Annotated in this window: 17 protein-coding genes, 1 tRNA gene and 2 riboswitches; of the genes, 5 read left to right on the top strand and 13 right to left on the bottom strand. The window is 53.5% G+C overall.

The features are described 5' to 3' along the window. Positions 1-108: 108 nt before the first annotated feature. From KNO58_RS07995 to KNO58_RS08035, 9 genes are all read right to left on the bottom strand, one after another. A complete protein-coding gene (locus KNO58_RS07995; RefSeq protein WP_128122424.1) occupies positions 109-843 on the bottom strand; it encodes an energy-coupling factor transporter transmembrane component T family protein in 735 nt (244 codons plus the stop codon). Continuing rightward, on the bottom strand, positions 843-2,171 hold the full coding sequence (locus KNO58_RS08000; protein WP_214752904.1) for an ABC transporter ATP-binding protein: 1,329 nt from the start codon (positions 2,169-2,171) through the stop codon (positions 843-845). Before KNO58_RS08000 ends, KNO58_RS07995 begins: the two co-directional genes overlap by 1 nt. Beyond that, a complete protein-coding gene (locus KNO58_RS08005) occupies positions 2,164-2,739 on the bottom strand; it encodes an ECF transporter S component (RefSeq protein ID WP_214752905.1) in 576 nt (191 codons plus the stop codon). The genes KNO58_RS08000 and KNO58_RS08005 overlap by 8 nt, the downstream gene beginning before the upstream one ends. Further along, a complete protein-coding gene (locus KNO58_RS08010; RefSeq protein WP_214752906.1) occupies positions 2,732-3,325 on the bottom strand; it encodes a Ykof family thiamine-binding protein in 594 nt (197 codons plus the stop codon). Before KNO58_RS08010 ends, KNO58_RS08005 begins: the two co-directional genes overlap by 8 nt. An 81-nt stretch (positions 3,326-3,406) precedes the next feature. Then, a riboswitch (TPP riboswitch) is annotated at positions 3,407-3,507 on the bottom strand. 61 nt (positions 3,508-3,568) lie between these two features. Then, positions 3,569-4,762 carry a GTP-binding protein gene (locus KNO58_RS08015; RefSeq protein WP_214752908.1) on the bottom strand — a complete coding sequence of 398 codons (1,194 nt, stop codon included), beginning with the start codon at positions 4,760-4,762 and terminating at the stop codon, positions 3,569-3,571. Positions 4,763-4,866: 104 nt separating this feature from the next. Then, positions 4,867-5,130, bottom strand: a complete 264-nt coding sequence (locus tag KNO58_RS08020) for a hypothetical protein (RefSeq protein WP_214752910.1) — start codon at positions 5,128-5,130, stop codon at positions 4,867-4,869. A 12-nt stretch (positions 5,131-5,142) separates the two neighbouring features. After that, the gene (locus KNO58_RS08025; protein ID WP_214752912.1) at positions 5,143-6,024 is read right to left on the bottom strand and encodes an SMP-30/gluconolactonase/LRE family protein; all 882 of its coding nucleotides are present in this window, start codon (positions 6,022-6,024) and stop codon (positions 5,143-5,145) included. 163 nt (positions 6,025-6,187) lie between these two features. Beyond that, positions 6,188-7,249 (bottom strand): dual-specificity RNA methyltransferase RlmN, encoded by a 1,062-nt coding sequence (gene rlmN, locus KNO58_RS08030; protein WP_214752914.1) that lies wholly within the window; start codon positions 7,247-7,249, stop codon positions 6,188-6,190. A 69-nt stretch (positions 7,250-7,318) separates the two neighbouring features. Further along, positions 7,319-8,722 carry an amidase family protein gene (locus tag KNO58_RS08035; protein ID WP_214752916.1) on the bottom strand — a complete coding sequence of 468 codons (1,404 nt, stop codon included), beginning with the start codon at positions 8,720-8,722 and terminating at the stop codon, positions 7,319-7,321. A gap of 111 nt (positions 8,723-8,833) precedes the next feature. Between KNO58_RS08035 and KNO58_RS08040 the strand changes: the two genes are divergently transcribed. Beyond that, positions 8,834-8,995, top strand: coding sequence for a hypothetical protein (locus KNO58_RS08040; RefSeq protein ID WP_214752919.1), 162 nt, complete (start codon positions 8,834-8,836; stop codon positions 8,993-8,995). 44 nt (positions 8,996-9,039) lie between these two features. Next, a riboswitch (SAM riboswitch) is annotated at positions 9,040-9,141 on the top strand. A 63-nt stretch (positions 9,142-9,204) separates the two neighbouring features. Next, positions 9,205-9,717 carry a peptide-methionine (S)-S-oxide reductase MsrA gene (msrA, locus tag KNO58_RS08045; RefSeq protein ID WP_214752921.1) on the top strand — a complete coding sequence of 171 codons (513 nt, stop codon included), beginning with the start codon at positions 9,205-9,207 and terminating at the stop codon, positions 9,715-9,717. Between the two features lie 28 nt (positions 9,718-9,745). On the opposite strand, the gene KNO58_RS08050 is transcribed toward msrA, so the two are convergent. Beyond that, positions 9,746-10,609 carry a GRP family sugar transporter gene (locus KNO58_RS08050; protein ID WP_214752923.1) on the bottom strand — a complete coding sequence of 288 codons (864 nt, stop codon included), beginning with the start codon at positions 10,607-10,609 and terminating at the stop codon, positions 9,746-9,748. Positions 10,610-10,743: 134 nt separating this feature from the next. On the opposite strand from KNO58_RS08050, the gene KNO58_RS08055 reads away from it, so the two are divergent. The 3 genes from KNO58_RS08055 (at position 10,744) to KNO58_RS08065 (ending at position 11,895) form a co-directional block, all read left to right on the top strand. After that, positions 10,744-10,816, top strand: a tRNA-Ala gene (locus KNO58_RS08055). Positions 10,817-10,930: 114 nt separating this feature from the next. Continuing rightward, positions 10,931-11,263 (top strand): four-helix bundle copper-binding protein, encoded by a 333-nt coding sequence (locus tag KNO58_RS08060; protein ID WP_214752925.1) that lies wholly within the window; start codon positions 10,931-10,933, stop codon positions 11,261-11,263. Between the two features lie 65 nt (positions 11,264-11,328). Next, entirely contained in the window at positions 11,329-11,895 is a 567-nt protein-coding gene (locus tag KNO58_RS08065; RefSeq protein ID WP_214752928.1) for a 3'-5' exonuclease, read from the top strand. A 43-nt stretch (positions 11,896-11,938) separates the two neighbouring features. Here the strand turns inward: KNO58_RS08065 and KNO58_RS08070 are convergent, their stop codons facing one another. From KNO58_RS08070 to KNO58_RS08080, 3 genes are all read right to left on the bottom strand, one after another. After that, positions 11,939-13,000, bottom strand: a complete 1,062-nt coding sequence (locus KNO58_RS08070; protein ID WP_214752930.1) for a bifunctional glycosyltransferase family 2/GtrA family protein — start codon at positions 12,998-13,000, stop codon at positions 11,939-11,941. Positions 13,001-13,102: 102 nt separating this feature from the next. Continuing rightward, complete coding sequence (locus KNO58_RS08075) at positions 13,103-14,104, bottom strand: sodium:calcium antiporter (protein WP_214752932.1); 1,002 nt, start codon at positions 14,102-14,104, stop codon at positions 13,103-13,105. Positions 14,105-14,311: 207 nt separating this feature from the next. Continuing rightward, positions 14,312-15,166 carry an HD domain-containing protein gene (locus KNO58_RS08080; RefSeq protein ID WP_260570807.1) on the bottom strand — a complete coding sequence of 285 codons (855 nt, stop codon included), beginning with the start codon at positions 15,164-15,166 and terminating at the stop codon, positions 14,312-14,314. Between the last annotated feature and the right edge of the window lie 39 nt (positions 15,167-15,205).

The following is a 15,205-nucleotide window of genomic DNA, read 5'->3' on the forward strand; positions in this document are numbered from 1 at the left end:
GCGGCTCCGGGATTGCCTGCGGAAAGCGTGGGCGCCGGAAGGACGAGCGATTCTATTGATGTTAGTCAACAAGCTGAGACGACTCCGAGTGAGTCGTCTTGTTTTCTTTTATATGCCAATCCATACGCTCGCTCCGAACAATAGAAGCAAGAGCGACGCCAACAGAAAGTCACTCCGCGTGATGGGGACAACTTCATACGTAGCTCGCGGTTCGCCCGTGAACCCGCGTGCCTCCATCGAGAAGGCGATGCGTTCCGCTTGCCGAATCGATCCGGCAAGTAGTGGGATGATTACTTTCGGTACGTGCCGAATGTGATCGAGTCGCGTCTCTAAACGAACGCCTCGTAACGCATGCGTTTCGTACAACTGCATCAGTTCATGCTTCAAAATCGGGAAGAAACGAAAACCGACGAAGACACTGTAAGCGATTTTTGGTGACAACTTCCCTTGTTGCATCAAGCTGTAGACGAACCGTTTGGGTTCCGTCGTTAGTGTGAATAAGAGTGACAAGCCGGTGAATGCCAATACCCGTAAGGAGAGCGTCGCTGCGAGCGACACATTCTCGGCGGTGACGTCGTTGCCTAACAGGGTGAACATGACCTCCCCGCTCGTCTCTTTTCCAAAGACGAGCGTCGTCCACAATGTCCCGAGCGCGGTGAATAAAAATGGAATCATCAACAGCGCCCATCGTTTCCAGTTCACGTTAGAAAAAAGAATTTGAAGTATAAGCGTTCCGATGAATACAGCAAGCGGCGTCCATGGATTGTACATAAAAGCGAGTCCGAACATGAGCAACGTGACGGTCAGAAATTTAATCGTCGGGTTCATCTCTTGAAACGTCATCACGATTCCTCCAGCAATAGACCATGAGCTTCTAGTAATTCTGTCTCATCCCAGAGCGATGCATCATATGGCCCACTCAAGTTACCTTCACGCATCAAGTAATATGTGTTCGCGATTCTGGCGAAACTAAGGTCGTGCGTCACAAACAGAACCGTCTGGCCGGCGCGGGTTCGTTCAACCATCAATTCATAGAGCGCACGAAGCGATATCTCATCCTGTCCAGCAGTTGGTTCATCGAAAGCGATGAGCCGTTTATTCGAGAGCATCATCACCCCGATGGCGAGCCTTCGTTTTTGACCGTGACTTAGCGAGAGTGGATGGTCGTTACGAAACGGTCCAAGCCCGAGCCGGTTCATGATGTCCTCAATCGGACGATCATGGCCATATGCGAGTTCACGTGTCACATCACTCGTGATAAATAGATGAGCCGGAGATTGTGGGACGAGTCCGACTTCTTGATGTTCGCGGGCAAGGCTCTTGAGCCAACTCGATTTGCCACTGCCGTTTCGACCAAGTACGGCAATGAGATTACCGTCGGCGACGGTCAGTTCGCTCGCTGCTAGGTTGAATGTTTTTCGTTTCAATTGCGGTACGTGAAATAAAATAGTGTTTCCTTGTGTCACCTTAACCGGAGAGAACGTATAATCCGGGCGGGCAACGAACGGTCCGTCATAGTTGATGCGTCCGTTCACGAGCTCCACTTCTCTATCGAAGAACCCGCGCCATAGGAAGGGTCGATGTTCGATGACGACAACATTTACCGTCTGTGCGACGTTGTCGAGCCACTGAACGAAACGGGTTGAGGTCTCGGGATCAAGGTGCGCGAGCGGCTCATCGAGTAGTAGCCATTCCGGCTTCCCGATCAAAGCACAGGCGACAGCGATTTGCTGCTTTTCACCACCTGACAGGTCATGAATGACTCGGTCACGATAATCGGTCAACTGCAGTTCCGCTAAAATCGTGGCCACACGCGCCATCATCTCGTCCCTCGCCACGGCAAAATTTTCAAGTGTGAAAATCAATTCCTCCTCGACCGTCTGCATGACGAATTGACTGTCAGGATCTTGAAACACTGTTCCAACACGACGATTCACCTCACCAGCTGCATACGTGTCGTAAGAGCGGTCAAACAAATGTAATCTGCCTGTCACGATGCCATCGCAGTTATCCGGGTACAGACGATTCATCAAAGAGAACAATGTCGACTTTCCCGATCCGCTCGCCCCTGTGATGAGCGTCCTCCCAGCCGTTAATTGAAGCGTGATGTCTGTCAATACTTTGCGCTGTTTGTCCGGATAACGGAACGCCAGCTGTTCTGCCTCAACCATGTACTCGTCCCTTACGCGCGAGGGCATACCCTTCGAGCGCACCCGTCCGAAGCAACAAGTCGCTCAAAATTTTACCTCCCAGACCGGCAATGAGCATCCCGCTTGTCGCACGTAACGCGAACATCGTCGCCACGTATGTCGGACTGAGGGCAGCGAGTCCACCCATGACATACGTATACGCGAAACTTGTCGCAGCTGCACCAAATCCGGCCAGCATGAGCACCCAAAGGTCATATCGCTTGTAGCCCGTGACCGCAAACGCCGCTTCAGCACCAAGTCCTTGAATGATCCCGACTAAAATAATCCGAGGTCCAATCGCGTTACCAATCATCATCTCAATCGTCGCCGCAAGCACTTCTGACAAAAATGCAGCGCCAGGTCGGCGAATGATATAAGCCGCAATAATCGAGACGATGAACCAAATCCCAAAAATCCATTCGTACGCGATTGGTCCAATCAAGCCTGCCCATAGATTCCCAACATGGACGAACGCCAAATAGACGACAGCGAATACGACCGATAAAATGGCCAACAAGATGATTTCTTTTAACTTCCACGACTTAAGCATGCTGCTGTCCCTCGTGTGACGGGCTGTTCACGCTGAACGTGACCGTCATGACGACATGGCTCGTCTTCGCACGGACGCGGTCGAACGTCTCCTCGTAAAATGAAAACACCGGTTCGATGTCGCCGTGAATACCCGAGGCATAATGCATCGAGTCATTGAAAACGCCACGCTCTTTCGCAAACGCAATTTCTTCGTAGATGATGTCCATATACTTTGCGTCCCCGAGCGGATAGAGTGCAAATTGTGAAGATACGTACTGCGAGTCCGCCGTGCCATTCACCGGCTCAGTCGTCACGTCGAGCAAATTGTCTCCTGCCGTGTCGCCTGGGCAGCCGACCGAGAACGTCCCGCTCATCGACACATGTTCTCCTGTCTTCGTCGCATGTGACAGGACGGCTTTGGCCACATCGAACACATGCTCACTTCGTCCACGAATGACCGTCGAGACGTCGTCGGTATGTCGCCAGACGTTTTGCAAGTTCGTCTCCTTCAATGCCCCTTTGATGACACTCACAAAATCAGACGTCATTGGGCTCAGCGTAAAGCGGAATCCGACGAACGGACTCGTTCCACATTGATTGTTCATGTTCTGTTCCCCCTTATTGTATGTACACAAAAAAGCCGCATCCATGAGAATGCGGCCACTCGTCCAATTTAAAAATCCATTAGAAAAAGTGCCACACTTCCTCACGCCGGTATTACCCGGATCGAGTCATAAGGGATTGGAGCCATGCTCACATCTCAGCCGAAGCACCCCTAGTGTAGTCCAATGTATGCGGTTGTCTATGCAACGAAAAGTATAGACGACCACTCCGGATTTGTAAACGGTTTATGTGAAAGTTACGATACCGTTCCCCGGAAGCGTATCCTGCAACGTCGTCCAGTCCGACGCCATCTCCGCATCCGTCAACAGACACGCGTCAAGTCCGGCCTCGATGACCGCACGCTCCATCCGCTGACCGATCAAGACGAGCTCCGTCTGACGATCCCCGTACGGTTCGACGTAATCGGCGGCGAGCTCCGGTTCTGCTGTGAACATGAGACGACGTTCCTCTTCCGGCAGCGTCGCGAGCCAACGTCCCGCGTGTTCGAGCGTCGAGGCGTACCCAGCTTGCGAGAAGAGGCAAGCAAGGTCGTTCCGGGAGGCGATCCATAAGAACCCTTTGGCGCGGACGACTTGTTCCGGGAACGCCTCAATCCAGGCATGGAGCCGTTCCGGATGGAATGGCCGGCGCCGACGATAGACGAACGAGCTGATGCCGTACTCCTCTGTCTCCGGTGTATGTTCTTCCGCCTCAAGCTCTTGAATCCAGCCGGCGGCGTGCATCGCCTGCTCGAAATCGAACAGATTGACGTCGAGCAGCTCGGTCAATTCTACGTTCGCGTGGACCGACGTCAACAGTTTGGCGGTTGGGTTGAGCGCCTTTAACAGCCCGGCCATCTCGTCGAGTTCCGTCTCGGTCACGCGGTCCGCCTTGTTCAAGACGATGATGTCCGCGAACTCGATTTGGTCGACGAGCAGGTCGACGACTTCGCGGACGTCCGTCTCATCGATGGCCTGCTTGCGCTCATGGAGCGACTCGCCCGAGTTGAAGTCTTTCAAAAACCGATACGCATCGACGACGGTCACCATCGCATCGATATAGACGCGGCTCGTCAAATCGATACCGAGGGCGTCATCGGCGTATGTAAACGTTTGGGCGACCGGAATCGGTTCTGAGATGCCGGATGACTCGATGATGATCCCGTCGAGCTCACGGTCGTTCGTGATTTCCTGCACCGCTTCGAGCAGATCCTCACGGAGCGTGCAACAGATGCAGCCGTTCGATAGCTCGACCAATTTTTCGTCCGTCCGCGAGAAGCCATTCTGCTCGATCAATCGTTCGTCGATATTCAACTCGCTCATGTCGTTGACGATGACCGCATATTTCTTGCCTGACCGATTGTTCAACAGATGATTCATCAACGTCGTCTTGCCGCTCCCTAAATAACCGGACAGCACCGTGATTGGAATTCGTTTCATATATCCCCACTCCTAAATCGTAATCGTTACTTTTTAGATGATGACGGCTCGCGTCTTTCTTGTCAAGAAAAAAACACGCCCGTTTCCGGACGTGCTTACTTCCCCTATTCTTCTAACGCCTTGCGTTCCGCCTCGGAGCGGGGGTATGCGTTCGCCTGCCATTCGGCCCGATATATCGAATCGAGCTGTGTCAAACCGACCTCATCCTCATCCTTATCGGCATCGACACTCGGGGCCTCATCCCAGCGCGGATTCAAATACGTGTGGTCGTCTTCCCGGTTCGCATCCAATAGTTTTTGGATTCCGACCCTGGCCACGGCCGCGAGTGCCAAACCGATGCCTGCACGAACGAGCAATCGCTTCACCATCTCCTTACCTCCTTATCGTCCAAACCGATAGAGCGGCATTCCTTTCACGTCTGTCTCGATTTTGAAGACCGACCCTGCGTCCGGATGGGCTTCGAGCGCCTCGTCATCCATCCCCTCACGAGCCGTCGTGATGGCGAGTTGGTTCAAATCGTCGCCGACAAAACAGCACGACGTGACGTTCGGGGCCGGCACGAGCACCTCGAGCACTTTTTCACCCGTCTTCGGGTCCCAGCGCGAGACGCGGCCGCCAGCAAAGTGCGCAATCCATAAAAACCCTTCCTCGTCGGACGTCATGCCGTCCGGGAATCCTTCCTCGACTGAAAAATCGATGATTGCCTCTCCTTCGCCGAGCGTTCCCGTCTTCAAGTCAAAGGCGTACTTACGGACCGTCTCGGTCGGTGTATCGATATGATAGAACGTCGAATGGTCGGGTGACCATGTCAGTCCGTTCGATAATGTCAATTCGCTCAACATGACCTCGGTCGTGCCGTCGCGATTCAGGCGGTATAACGTCGCTTGATCCGCTTCATCTTCAAGATGGAGCGTGCCGGCGAAGATGCGGCCGTACGGGTCGGCTTTCCCGTCATTGAAGCGGAGTTTTCCTTCCGGGTCATCAAGTTCGACGATTTTATCGAGCTCTTTTGACGTCTCGTCCCACTCATAAATCCCGTCTTTCAAGCCGACGACGACGCCGTCCGTCACTTTCGGCACCGCAAACCCGATCTGTTGTCCCATATCGAACGACGACAGCTCATCTTCTTTCTCATCGTACCACCAAAGTGTATGTCCCTCGATATCGACCCAATAGAAACGTTTCAGTTCCGCATCCCAACACGGGCCTTCCCCAAGCGTATTTCGAACTCGAATCCATAACGCAGCGTTTACTGTCTCCATTGAATTGCCTCCACTCTCTACATTGATTTCAAGTGACTATTCCCTGAGGGGGCACTCTCTATTCAACATTTACCAAAATAGCAACCGCTCGGACGAAAAAAGTTGCCCGACCCGGATAAAAGACAAAAAACCTCCTTGAATCACGAGATTCAAGGAGGTTCTGTCATTTAGCGCCTTCGACATTCATATGTTTGCTGCGCAACTGGCCACAGGCCGCGTCGATATCGGTCCCGTGCTCGAGGCGGACCCCGGTATTGATGCCCCGTTTCTTCAAGACGTCATAAAACGCCATGATGTCCTCGGACGTGCTCCGCTCATACTGGATATGCTCGTTGACCGGGTTGTACGGAATCAAGTTGACGTATGACTTATCTTTAATATCGTCAATCAAGTCGGCAAGTTCCTCGGCGTGCTCAGGCAAATCGTTCACTTTCGATAAGAGAATATATTCGAACGTGATCCGTTTGTTCGTCGTTTCGACGTAATAACGGATGGCCGGCATGAGCTTGTCGAGCGGGAACGCCCGGTTGATTTTCATGATTTGCGTCCGAAGCGCGTCGTTCGGCGCGTGGAGCGACAGCGCCAAATTAATGCGCAAATCGAGGTCCGCGAACTTGTAAATCTTGTCGGCGAGTCCGCTCGTCGACACGTTGATTTTACGCGGTGCGATTGCGAGGCCGCGCTCGTCCTTGACGACACGAAGGAAGTCGACCAAGTTGTCGAAGTTATCGAACGGTTCCCCGATTCCCATGACAACGATATGGCTGACGCGGGCACCTTCCCCGACCTCGTCCAAGTAGTGTTGCACGGTCATGATTTGTTCGACGACTTCACCGGCCGTCAAATCGCGTGTCTTCTTCAACAGACCACTCGCACAGAAACTACAGCCGATATTGCAGCCGACCTGTGTCGTCACACAGACCGAACGTCCGTATTTGTGACGCATGAGCACCGTCTCGATATAGTGCCCGTCGTGTAATTTAAGTAAAAATTTGACCGTCCCGTCGCCCGCCTCTTGTTTGACGAACAGGTCTTGCGTCGAGATGACGTATTCGGCGGCGAGCGCCTCACGCACTTCAGCGCGAACCGAGATGTCCTCGATGTGCTTGACTCGGTCGATATAGAGTGAGTCCCAGATTTGTCTCGCGTGGAAGGCGCTGTATCCCCAAGCGACACATGCTTCCGTCAGCTGATCGAACGTCAGCCCGTATATAGATGGTTTCATTGCTATCTGTCCTTTCTTCAATCCGCATACGTACCATTGTAGCGGACGTGGACGACGGGTGCAACGTTCTTATAACGGTGGGACGGGACGTGTCACGTGACGCTCGAACGCATAGGCGAGACGAATCAAGTCACGTTCGGCATAGCTCGTCCCGGTGAACGATAGACCGAACGGTGCCCCGCTCGCTTTCAAGCGATACGGGATCGTGACGGTCGGATGCCCGGCTTTTGCCGCCATGTCATAATTGTGGTCATGCGGCAAGACGAGGGCATGGAGTTCCTGCTCGGCCAACAATCGGTCGATGCCGTCCGTCTTGGCATGGTAGACGTCGTCGAGGCGGCGCGTCAAATAGGCGGCCTCAATCAAGCGCCCCGATTGTTCGTCCGCTTTCTCGAACGTCTTCTGTCCGTGTGGAATCGTCTCCGGATGGCTGTTGTTCCAGTCAATCAAATCCGACAACGTCTCGTATGGGAGCGTCGTCGAGGCAAGGTACGCCTCGATTCCGAGTTTGAACTCATGATACAGAATATCGCCTTGGTCGAGTCCTGCTTTCGACGGCAGTTCGACGGTGACGACCTCGATGCCGCTCTGTTTCAGCAAGGCGATCGCTTCGTCGTAGAGCATCTGTTCTTCTTCCGACAGATCGGTCTTGACGATCCCGACCCGCATCCCGACCGCTTGGCGTTCATCGAGACACGTGCGATACGGCGGTCCGACCGGAAGGTGCGTCGTCGCCGGGTCTGCCAGGTCTTCCCCGACCATCGCCTCAAGGGCGAGCACCGCATCCCGGAGCGTCCGAGCCATCGGTCCGGCCGTGTCCTGCGACCGGGAGATCGGGATGATGCCGCTACGGCTAATCAACCCGACGGTCGGTTTGATGCCGACGATTCCGTTATGGACGCTCGGATGGATAATCGAGCCGCTCGTCTCGCTGCCGACGGCGAGCAACGTCAAGTTGGCCGCGACCGCTGACGCCGACCCTGAGCTCGACCCGCCGACATCAAGTTTGTCCCCATACGGATTGAGCGTCTGGCCGCCGACCCCGCTCCAACCGTTTGGCATGCCCTCGGTCAAAAAGTTGGCCCATTCGGATAAATTCGCTTTCCCGAGGATGACGGCACCGCTCGCGCGCAGACTTTGGACGAGGTGGGCATCTCGGCCGGCGAAATGATGCGCCAGGGCGACGGCCCCGGCCGTCGTCTTCATCAGTCCGGCCGTCTCGACATTGTCTTTAATCAGCACCGGGATGCCTAGCAACGGTAATCGTTCACCTCGTTGATAGGCGCGGTCCGCCGCTTCCGCCTCGAACAAGGCGTCCGGGTTCACTTGGATGACCGCTCTCAGCTTGTCGTTCAACTCGGCGATTCGGGTCAAATAATAGACCGTCACGTCGCGTGCCGTGAACGTTCCTTCTTTATATCCGCGCTGGGCGGTCTCGATATCAAGTTCGAAAAGTGTATGTGGATCAGTCATGTCGATTCCTCCTTTGGTCACTCGTTCGTATTCGCTATCGCTACGTGATTTCCTGTTTTCGTTCGCCAACGAATGTGTAACTTGGTACACTGAAAGAAAAGGGAGGATTCTATGAACCGTTCATACGTACTCGTCTTACTGTCCGTCTTTGTACTGTTCTTCTTACAGCTCTATGCCGGGGACGCCCCGTATACGCTACCGCTCTCCATCGTCCTCGTCGTCTTGATTCTCGGTGCCACGCTGCTGCAATTGCGACGAAAATCAAATCGTTGACGCCGCTTCAAATCTGATGGTATGATGCTGTCACCAACTACATATCGATATCTTGAGTGAACGAGAGACCTGGCTCTATGACTTCACAGCAACCTGCTTCGGCAAGGTGCTACTTCCAGCAAGGCAGTTTGCCTTGGCCGATATGACAGAGCGCTCATGTCGATGACATGGGCGCTTTTTTTTGGAAATTGATTGAGGGGGACTTATTAATGGAAAAAGCAACATTCGCAGGCGGCTGTTTTTGGTGCATGGTGACGCCGTTCGAGGAACAACCTGGCATCGAGTCGATCGTATCCGGTTATACGGGAGGTCACGTCGACGACCCGACGTATGAACAAGTGAAGACCGGGACGACGGGACATTATGAGGTCGTCGAGATCACGTTCGACCCGACGCTATTCACGTATGAGCGACTGCTCGAACTGTATTGGATTCAGACCGATCCGACCGATGACGGCGGCCAGTTCCAAGACCGCGGTAGCCAATATGCGCCGGCCATCTTCTATCATACGGAGGAGCAGCGCATCGCGGCCGAAAAGAGCCGGGACGACCTCGCGGCGAGCGGACGCTTCAAACAGCCGATCGTCACGAAAATCTTGCCGGCTGACACGTTCTATCCGGCCGAAGAGTATCATCAAGACTTCCATAAAAAAAATCCGGCCCACTATAAAGAGGACCGGAAGAAATCTGGGCGCGACGCATTCATCGAGCAAGCCTGGTAAACGAAAGACGGGTCGCCTGACCCGTCTTTTAGCTTTTTGCAATCCCGAGCATGAACCCGGCCACGACGATGAGCCCGATGCCCATAAAGACGAAGACCCGTTCTTTCGTCGTCTTCTCTTCTTTCAATAGATAAATCCCGCCAAGCGTCGCCACGACGACGTTCAATTGGGATAAGGCAAATGACGTCGCGATGCCGACCTCACCGCTCGAGACGAACAGCCCGAAGTTCCCGATCCCCCAGGCAAGACCGGCCAAGATGTTTTTGAACGTCTTCGGATCGAACTTCTTCACATCTTTCTCACGCAAGCTGAACAAGAGCGCCGCGATGAACATCCCGACCGACTGTGGCAAGATGGCCGTGATGCCGTCGACCTCGAAATAGTTCGTCAGGACGGCATACGTCACGTAACCGATACTCGACACGAGCAAGACGAGCAACCCTTTTTTCAAGGCGCCGCTGCTGTCGCTGTCTTTTTTCTGTTGATACGACGTCAGCGCCGCCCCGATGATAATTAACACGAGCGCGGAAAACCCGAGCCATAACTCGGTCGACGTCTGCCAATCACCGAGCACGATGACGCCGAACAAGGACGTCCCGACGAGTTGCATGCCGGTGCTGATCGGCATCGCTTTCGATACACTTAAAATTTGGAACGACTGGAACTGTAAATATTGTCCGAGTGCCCAGAACACACCGGAGATGAAACCGGTCACGAGCGCGAGCGTCGTGAACTCCGGACTGAAGACGAGCGCGATGATGACCGCCATCACCATCGCCCCAATCGTCGTCCCGATTAACTGCTGAATCGGCTTACCACCGACTTTTGAGACGATGAGCGGGATACTCCCCCACATCAAGGCAGGTAAGAGTGCGAGTAAAATCATTTCCATGGATGACACCTGCTTTCGTAGAATAATATTACCTATGATTTTCCCACGTTTACGCCCGATTAAACTTTGTTCAAAAAAATTTAAAAATACCCATTGCCAAATGTTTTACTAGGATGATATAATAATTTTCGAACGGGGCATTAGCTCAGCTGGGAGAGCGCCACGCTGGCAGCGTGGAGGTCAGCGGTTCGAGCCCGCTATGCTCCATTATGGAAGTCACCACTCATTTGAGGGGTGACTTTTTTTGCGTCTCTGCCCGGTTTAAGTCACCTGGTAGCGGGTAATGATTGTAAGACATCATTATTCTAAGGGGGACTTACTATGGATCGTGTCTCTGTCGAAGAGACCGTTTTAGCCGTCATCGACTGCATGCGGGCAAGCAATCACTGTTTCTCAAAATGTTTACAAGAAGAGGATTTATTGATGGTCGCCGAATGCATCCGGCTCACGAAAGAATGCTCGGAGGTATGCGCCCTCGCCTTGAACGCGCTCGAGACGGATTCGGCTTTCATGAAACCGATCGGTGCGCTGTGCGCCCAGGTGTGTGACACGTGTGCCGTCGAATGTGGCCGGCACTTGCATGACCATTGCCAACGCTGCGCCGAGGCGTGCCTGCGCTGTGCCGAGGCGTGTCGCAACCTCGTGGCCGCATAATCGCTTTTTAGTCTAACGATATGTTAGACTTTTTTTATACTTGTTTTATGAGAAAGGGACCGATTATGTCACATTCCATCCTTGCCATCGATGTCGAGACGGCCAACCGCGATAGTCGCAGCATCTGCTCTGTCGGCTGGAGCCTGCTCGTCGACGGTGAAATCATCGAGACGAACCAATTGCTCGTCAATCCAGAAGAAGACTTCGACGCTGGTAATATCCGCGTCCACGGCATCCGGCCGAGTGACGTCTGGGATGCGCCGGCGTTACCTGAGGTGCTCGAACAGCTCTATCCAACGCTACGTGACGTCGACCTCGTCATGGCGCACAACGCTTCATTCGATATGGGCGCTTTCAAAAAAGCGATCGCCAAATATGATTTATATACGTTCCCGACAATCGAGTACGGTTGTACCGTCAAGCTGTCGCGAAAACTATACCCTGGACTTCCGAATCACAAGCTGAACACGATGGCGGAATATTTGAACGTCCCGTTCATCCACCACGATGCGGCTGAGGATGCCCGCGTCTGCGCCCTGCTCATGCGTGACATGATGCAGAAGACCGGCATTGATGACCCACGTGAGTTGCACCGGTATACGTCGGTCAAGCTCGGGAAGCTCGCCTATTAAACTACATGTACGTCAGACAGGCCAAGACGATCGTCTTGGCCTGTCACCGTTTAAAGATCCATCTTTTTTGGACGTAATAACTGAGGACGAACAAGAGACTGTCGACGAGCACTTTGATCCATACTTCCCCGTCCCGAATCACCAGGAACAATACATAGACGAGACCGGCCGACAATGCCATCTGTACGCCGACGAGCCCGAAATACTTCGGCATCGCCCGTCTCGCTTTCGAGTGGAACACGACCTTTCGGTTCACCAAGTAATTGAATAAGGACGAGATGATGCGGGCCAATACCGTCGCAATCAAGACATGGGTCGTCTCGAACCACGGATTCAATAAAAAGATGAATAAGGCATAGGCACCGATGTCTAATAAAAATGAGGCGACCGAGGATAATGAATATGCCAAAAACATGCGATAAATCAGAATCGAGTCGATGACCGGACGAAAATGAGATGAGGCGTTCTCAGCCACATACACGGTTTGAATCGGAATCTGTTGAATCGGAACTTGCCAACGTTTCGTGAACGTCAACATGTTCATCTCGAACTCATAGCGGTTCCCAGGTACGTCGAGCAACTGTTCCGCATAACGCAGCGGGACCGCCCGCAGACCGGTCTGGGTGTCTTTCAACCGGAGTCCGCTGCCGACGAGCATGACTCCTCGTGTCATTTGATTCCCGAATCGGCTCCGAAACGGGATGTGCGCCCCCGAGAAATCACGGCAACCCATGACCAGATGATGTGGCCGATGAAGCCCCGCCTCATATACATGGCGGACATCTTCCGGCAGGTGTTGTCCATCGGCATCGACGGTGATGACCCCGTGCGTGCCCGGGAACTGTTCGACGACGTGACGAATCCCCGTCTTCAATGCTGCGCCCTTGCCTTGATTCCGCTCATGGACGAGGACGGACGTCACCCACTTCCCGACCTCCTCAAATACAGGCCGGGACGTCTCAACACTTCCATCGTTGACGACAATGACATGGACAAACCCGGTCGCTTTCAGCTCGCGGACAAGTGTGACGAGCGCTTGATCCGGATTATAGGCCGGAATCACGACGACATACTCATCTAGACGTTCCACAGAGTGCATTTGCATCGCCACCCCTCCTTCCCTCCTTCTATACCCAAGACGATGAAAAGTGATTCCTCGAATCAAGGTAAACGAAAAACACGGTGTCTCGGAGGACACCGTGTCAGATTAACCGATGAAGATGAAGTAAGACGAAGCGAAGTAGACGAGCACGACGAGCACTGACGGCAAGATGTAACGCAGTTTCGACGTCACGTCTTTACGAAGGAGCGTATACATGACGAGCACCGACAAGATGGTAATCCCAATCGCTGTCACCAAGTGAGACGCCGACACGTCGGCCAGAATCGAACCGTTGCGGTAAAACACGTCCGACATGGCGATGATGAGCATGTTAAAGATGTTGCTTCCTAAAATCGAACCGAACGCCAAGTTGACGTTTCCAAGCTTCAAGGCGACGAAGACGGCGACCGCTTCCGGGAGCGAGGTCGTCGCGGCAATCAAGAAGCTACCGACGAAGCTCGAACCGAGGCCCGTGACGACGGCGATTTGATCACCTAGCACCGAGAGCGCTGTCCCGGCCGCCATGATGACGATTGCGGCGATGATGAAGCCGATGACCGCACGTTTGACCGTAATCGAACTCGTCGCACTAGCGCCGACTTCTTGTACGGCCTCATGGGCAGCTTCGCGCTCAACGGCGGGTTGTTGCGGTCGTTTCCCGATATAGTAAATCCCGATTCCGTACAATGCCGCAATCAATAGGGCATCAATCCCGATGCCGAGAATCGTGAAATCGATGCGGACGATCAGTGCAATCATCGTGACGAGCGTCAACATGAGACCGAGACCGGCCGTATAGAGATGATCTCGGTTTGCCTCATTGAACAAGCGTTTCTGACGATAGAAGAGATCGAACATCGCCAAGATGAAGATGTTGAACAAGTTCGACCCGAGCATGTTCCCGATGGCGATGTCCGGGTTGTTGATCATGACGGCCGAGACGCTTGTCGTCACTTCCGGAAGCGAGGTTGCACCGGCTAGTAACACGGTCCCGACGAGCATCCCGCTCATCGTCGACTTCTCACTGATGACGTCAGCGTAAGTCGAGAGTTTCATGGCGGCATACACGGTGATGGCAGCGGCCAAGATGAAATAAATAAATACCATTTGAATAAATCTCCCCTTTTCGTGAATTCAAAAAGACCTTTTTATGGACGCCGAAAAAGCATCCATAAAAAGGTCTTGCGGACTTGGTAAGAAGCTCGATGGACCGAGTGCGTTGCACCGTAATGACGACCCATCGACCACAGCTGTGGTCGCTACTCCCCCTCTTATGTTCACGACGAATATATCACGTTACAATTCATTTGACAATCAATTGACCCTTAAATGGGCGACGACGTCATCGACTGGCATCGCCGTCCGGTAAGACAGTTCATCAATCGCTTGGAGTATCGGGAGCGGCAACGGTTTCCAAAGCCCCGCTTCTTTCAATTGTGCGGACAAGCCGTCGAGCTCCGGTTGATTGACGTCCGTGCCGTGGCGATAGCCTTCGCGCATTGCCTCGTGTAACTCATAGGCGGTCTGACAGAGCGTCGTCGTCTCTTGAAGCCAGTCCTCTTCGTGAAATCCGTGCTGTATGACATCAAACAATTTCCCGAGTTTCTCGAACCGCTCGTCGGCGACGCCGTAAAACAATAAGTTCAGCTCGGTCTCGAATGACTCGATGAGCGTCGTCGTCTGTCTAAACGGTCGGAACGCTTGGAGCAGTTCGTGATAATACCATGACTGGTCGCGGAGCGGTCGTCTGAACCGGTCCCACACTTGTCTCCCGGCAGACTCGACGTCGAGTCGAATCGAACGAAGGTTATGTAACTTGTCCGCCGCCAAGAGCGCCACTTCATCATACTGCATCGTCTGGACGTGTTGAACCGTCATCCGTTTCCGCTCTTCCCATGACAGGTGCTTCCCGGGTTCGGACACTGCTTCGACGAGTCGTCTCACTACGCTTCCGAATCGTTCCTCGATCTCTTCAGGTGTCGTCAACGTGTCTTCAAGCAAATCGTGGAGCAGGCCGGCCGCCACGACCGGGACCGGTTGCCGGTCTTCAACGAGCAACATCGACACGGCGACGGGATGGGTCAAGTAGGGAATATTCGTTCCTTTTCGAAACTGTCCGTCGTGTCGGACGGCCGCGAATCGGAGTGCCTCTTCAATCAACTGGTGCACGGCGATTCCTCCTTCAATGGGTTGATAAAGCGTCCCCAT

Source organism: Exiguobacterium sp. J17977 (assembly GCF_018616375.1).
Taxonomy (GTDB): Bacteria; Bacillota; Bacilli; order Exiguobacteriales; family Exiguobacteriaceae; genus Exiguobacterium; species Exiguobacterium mexicanum.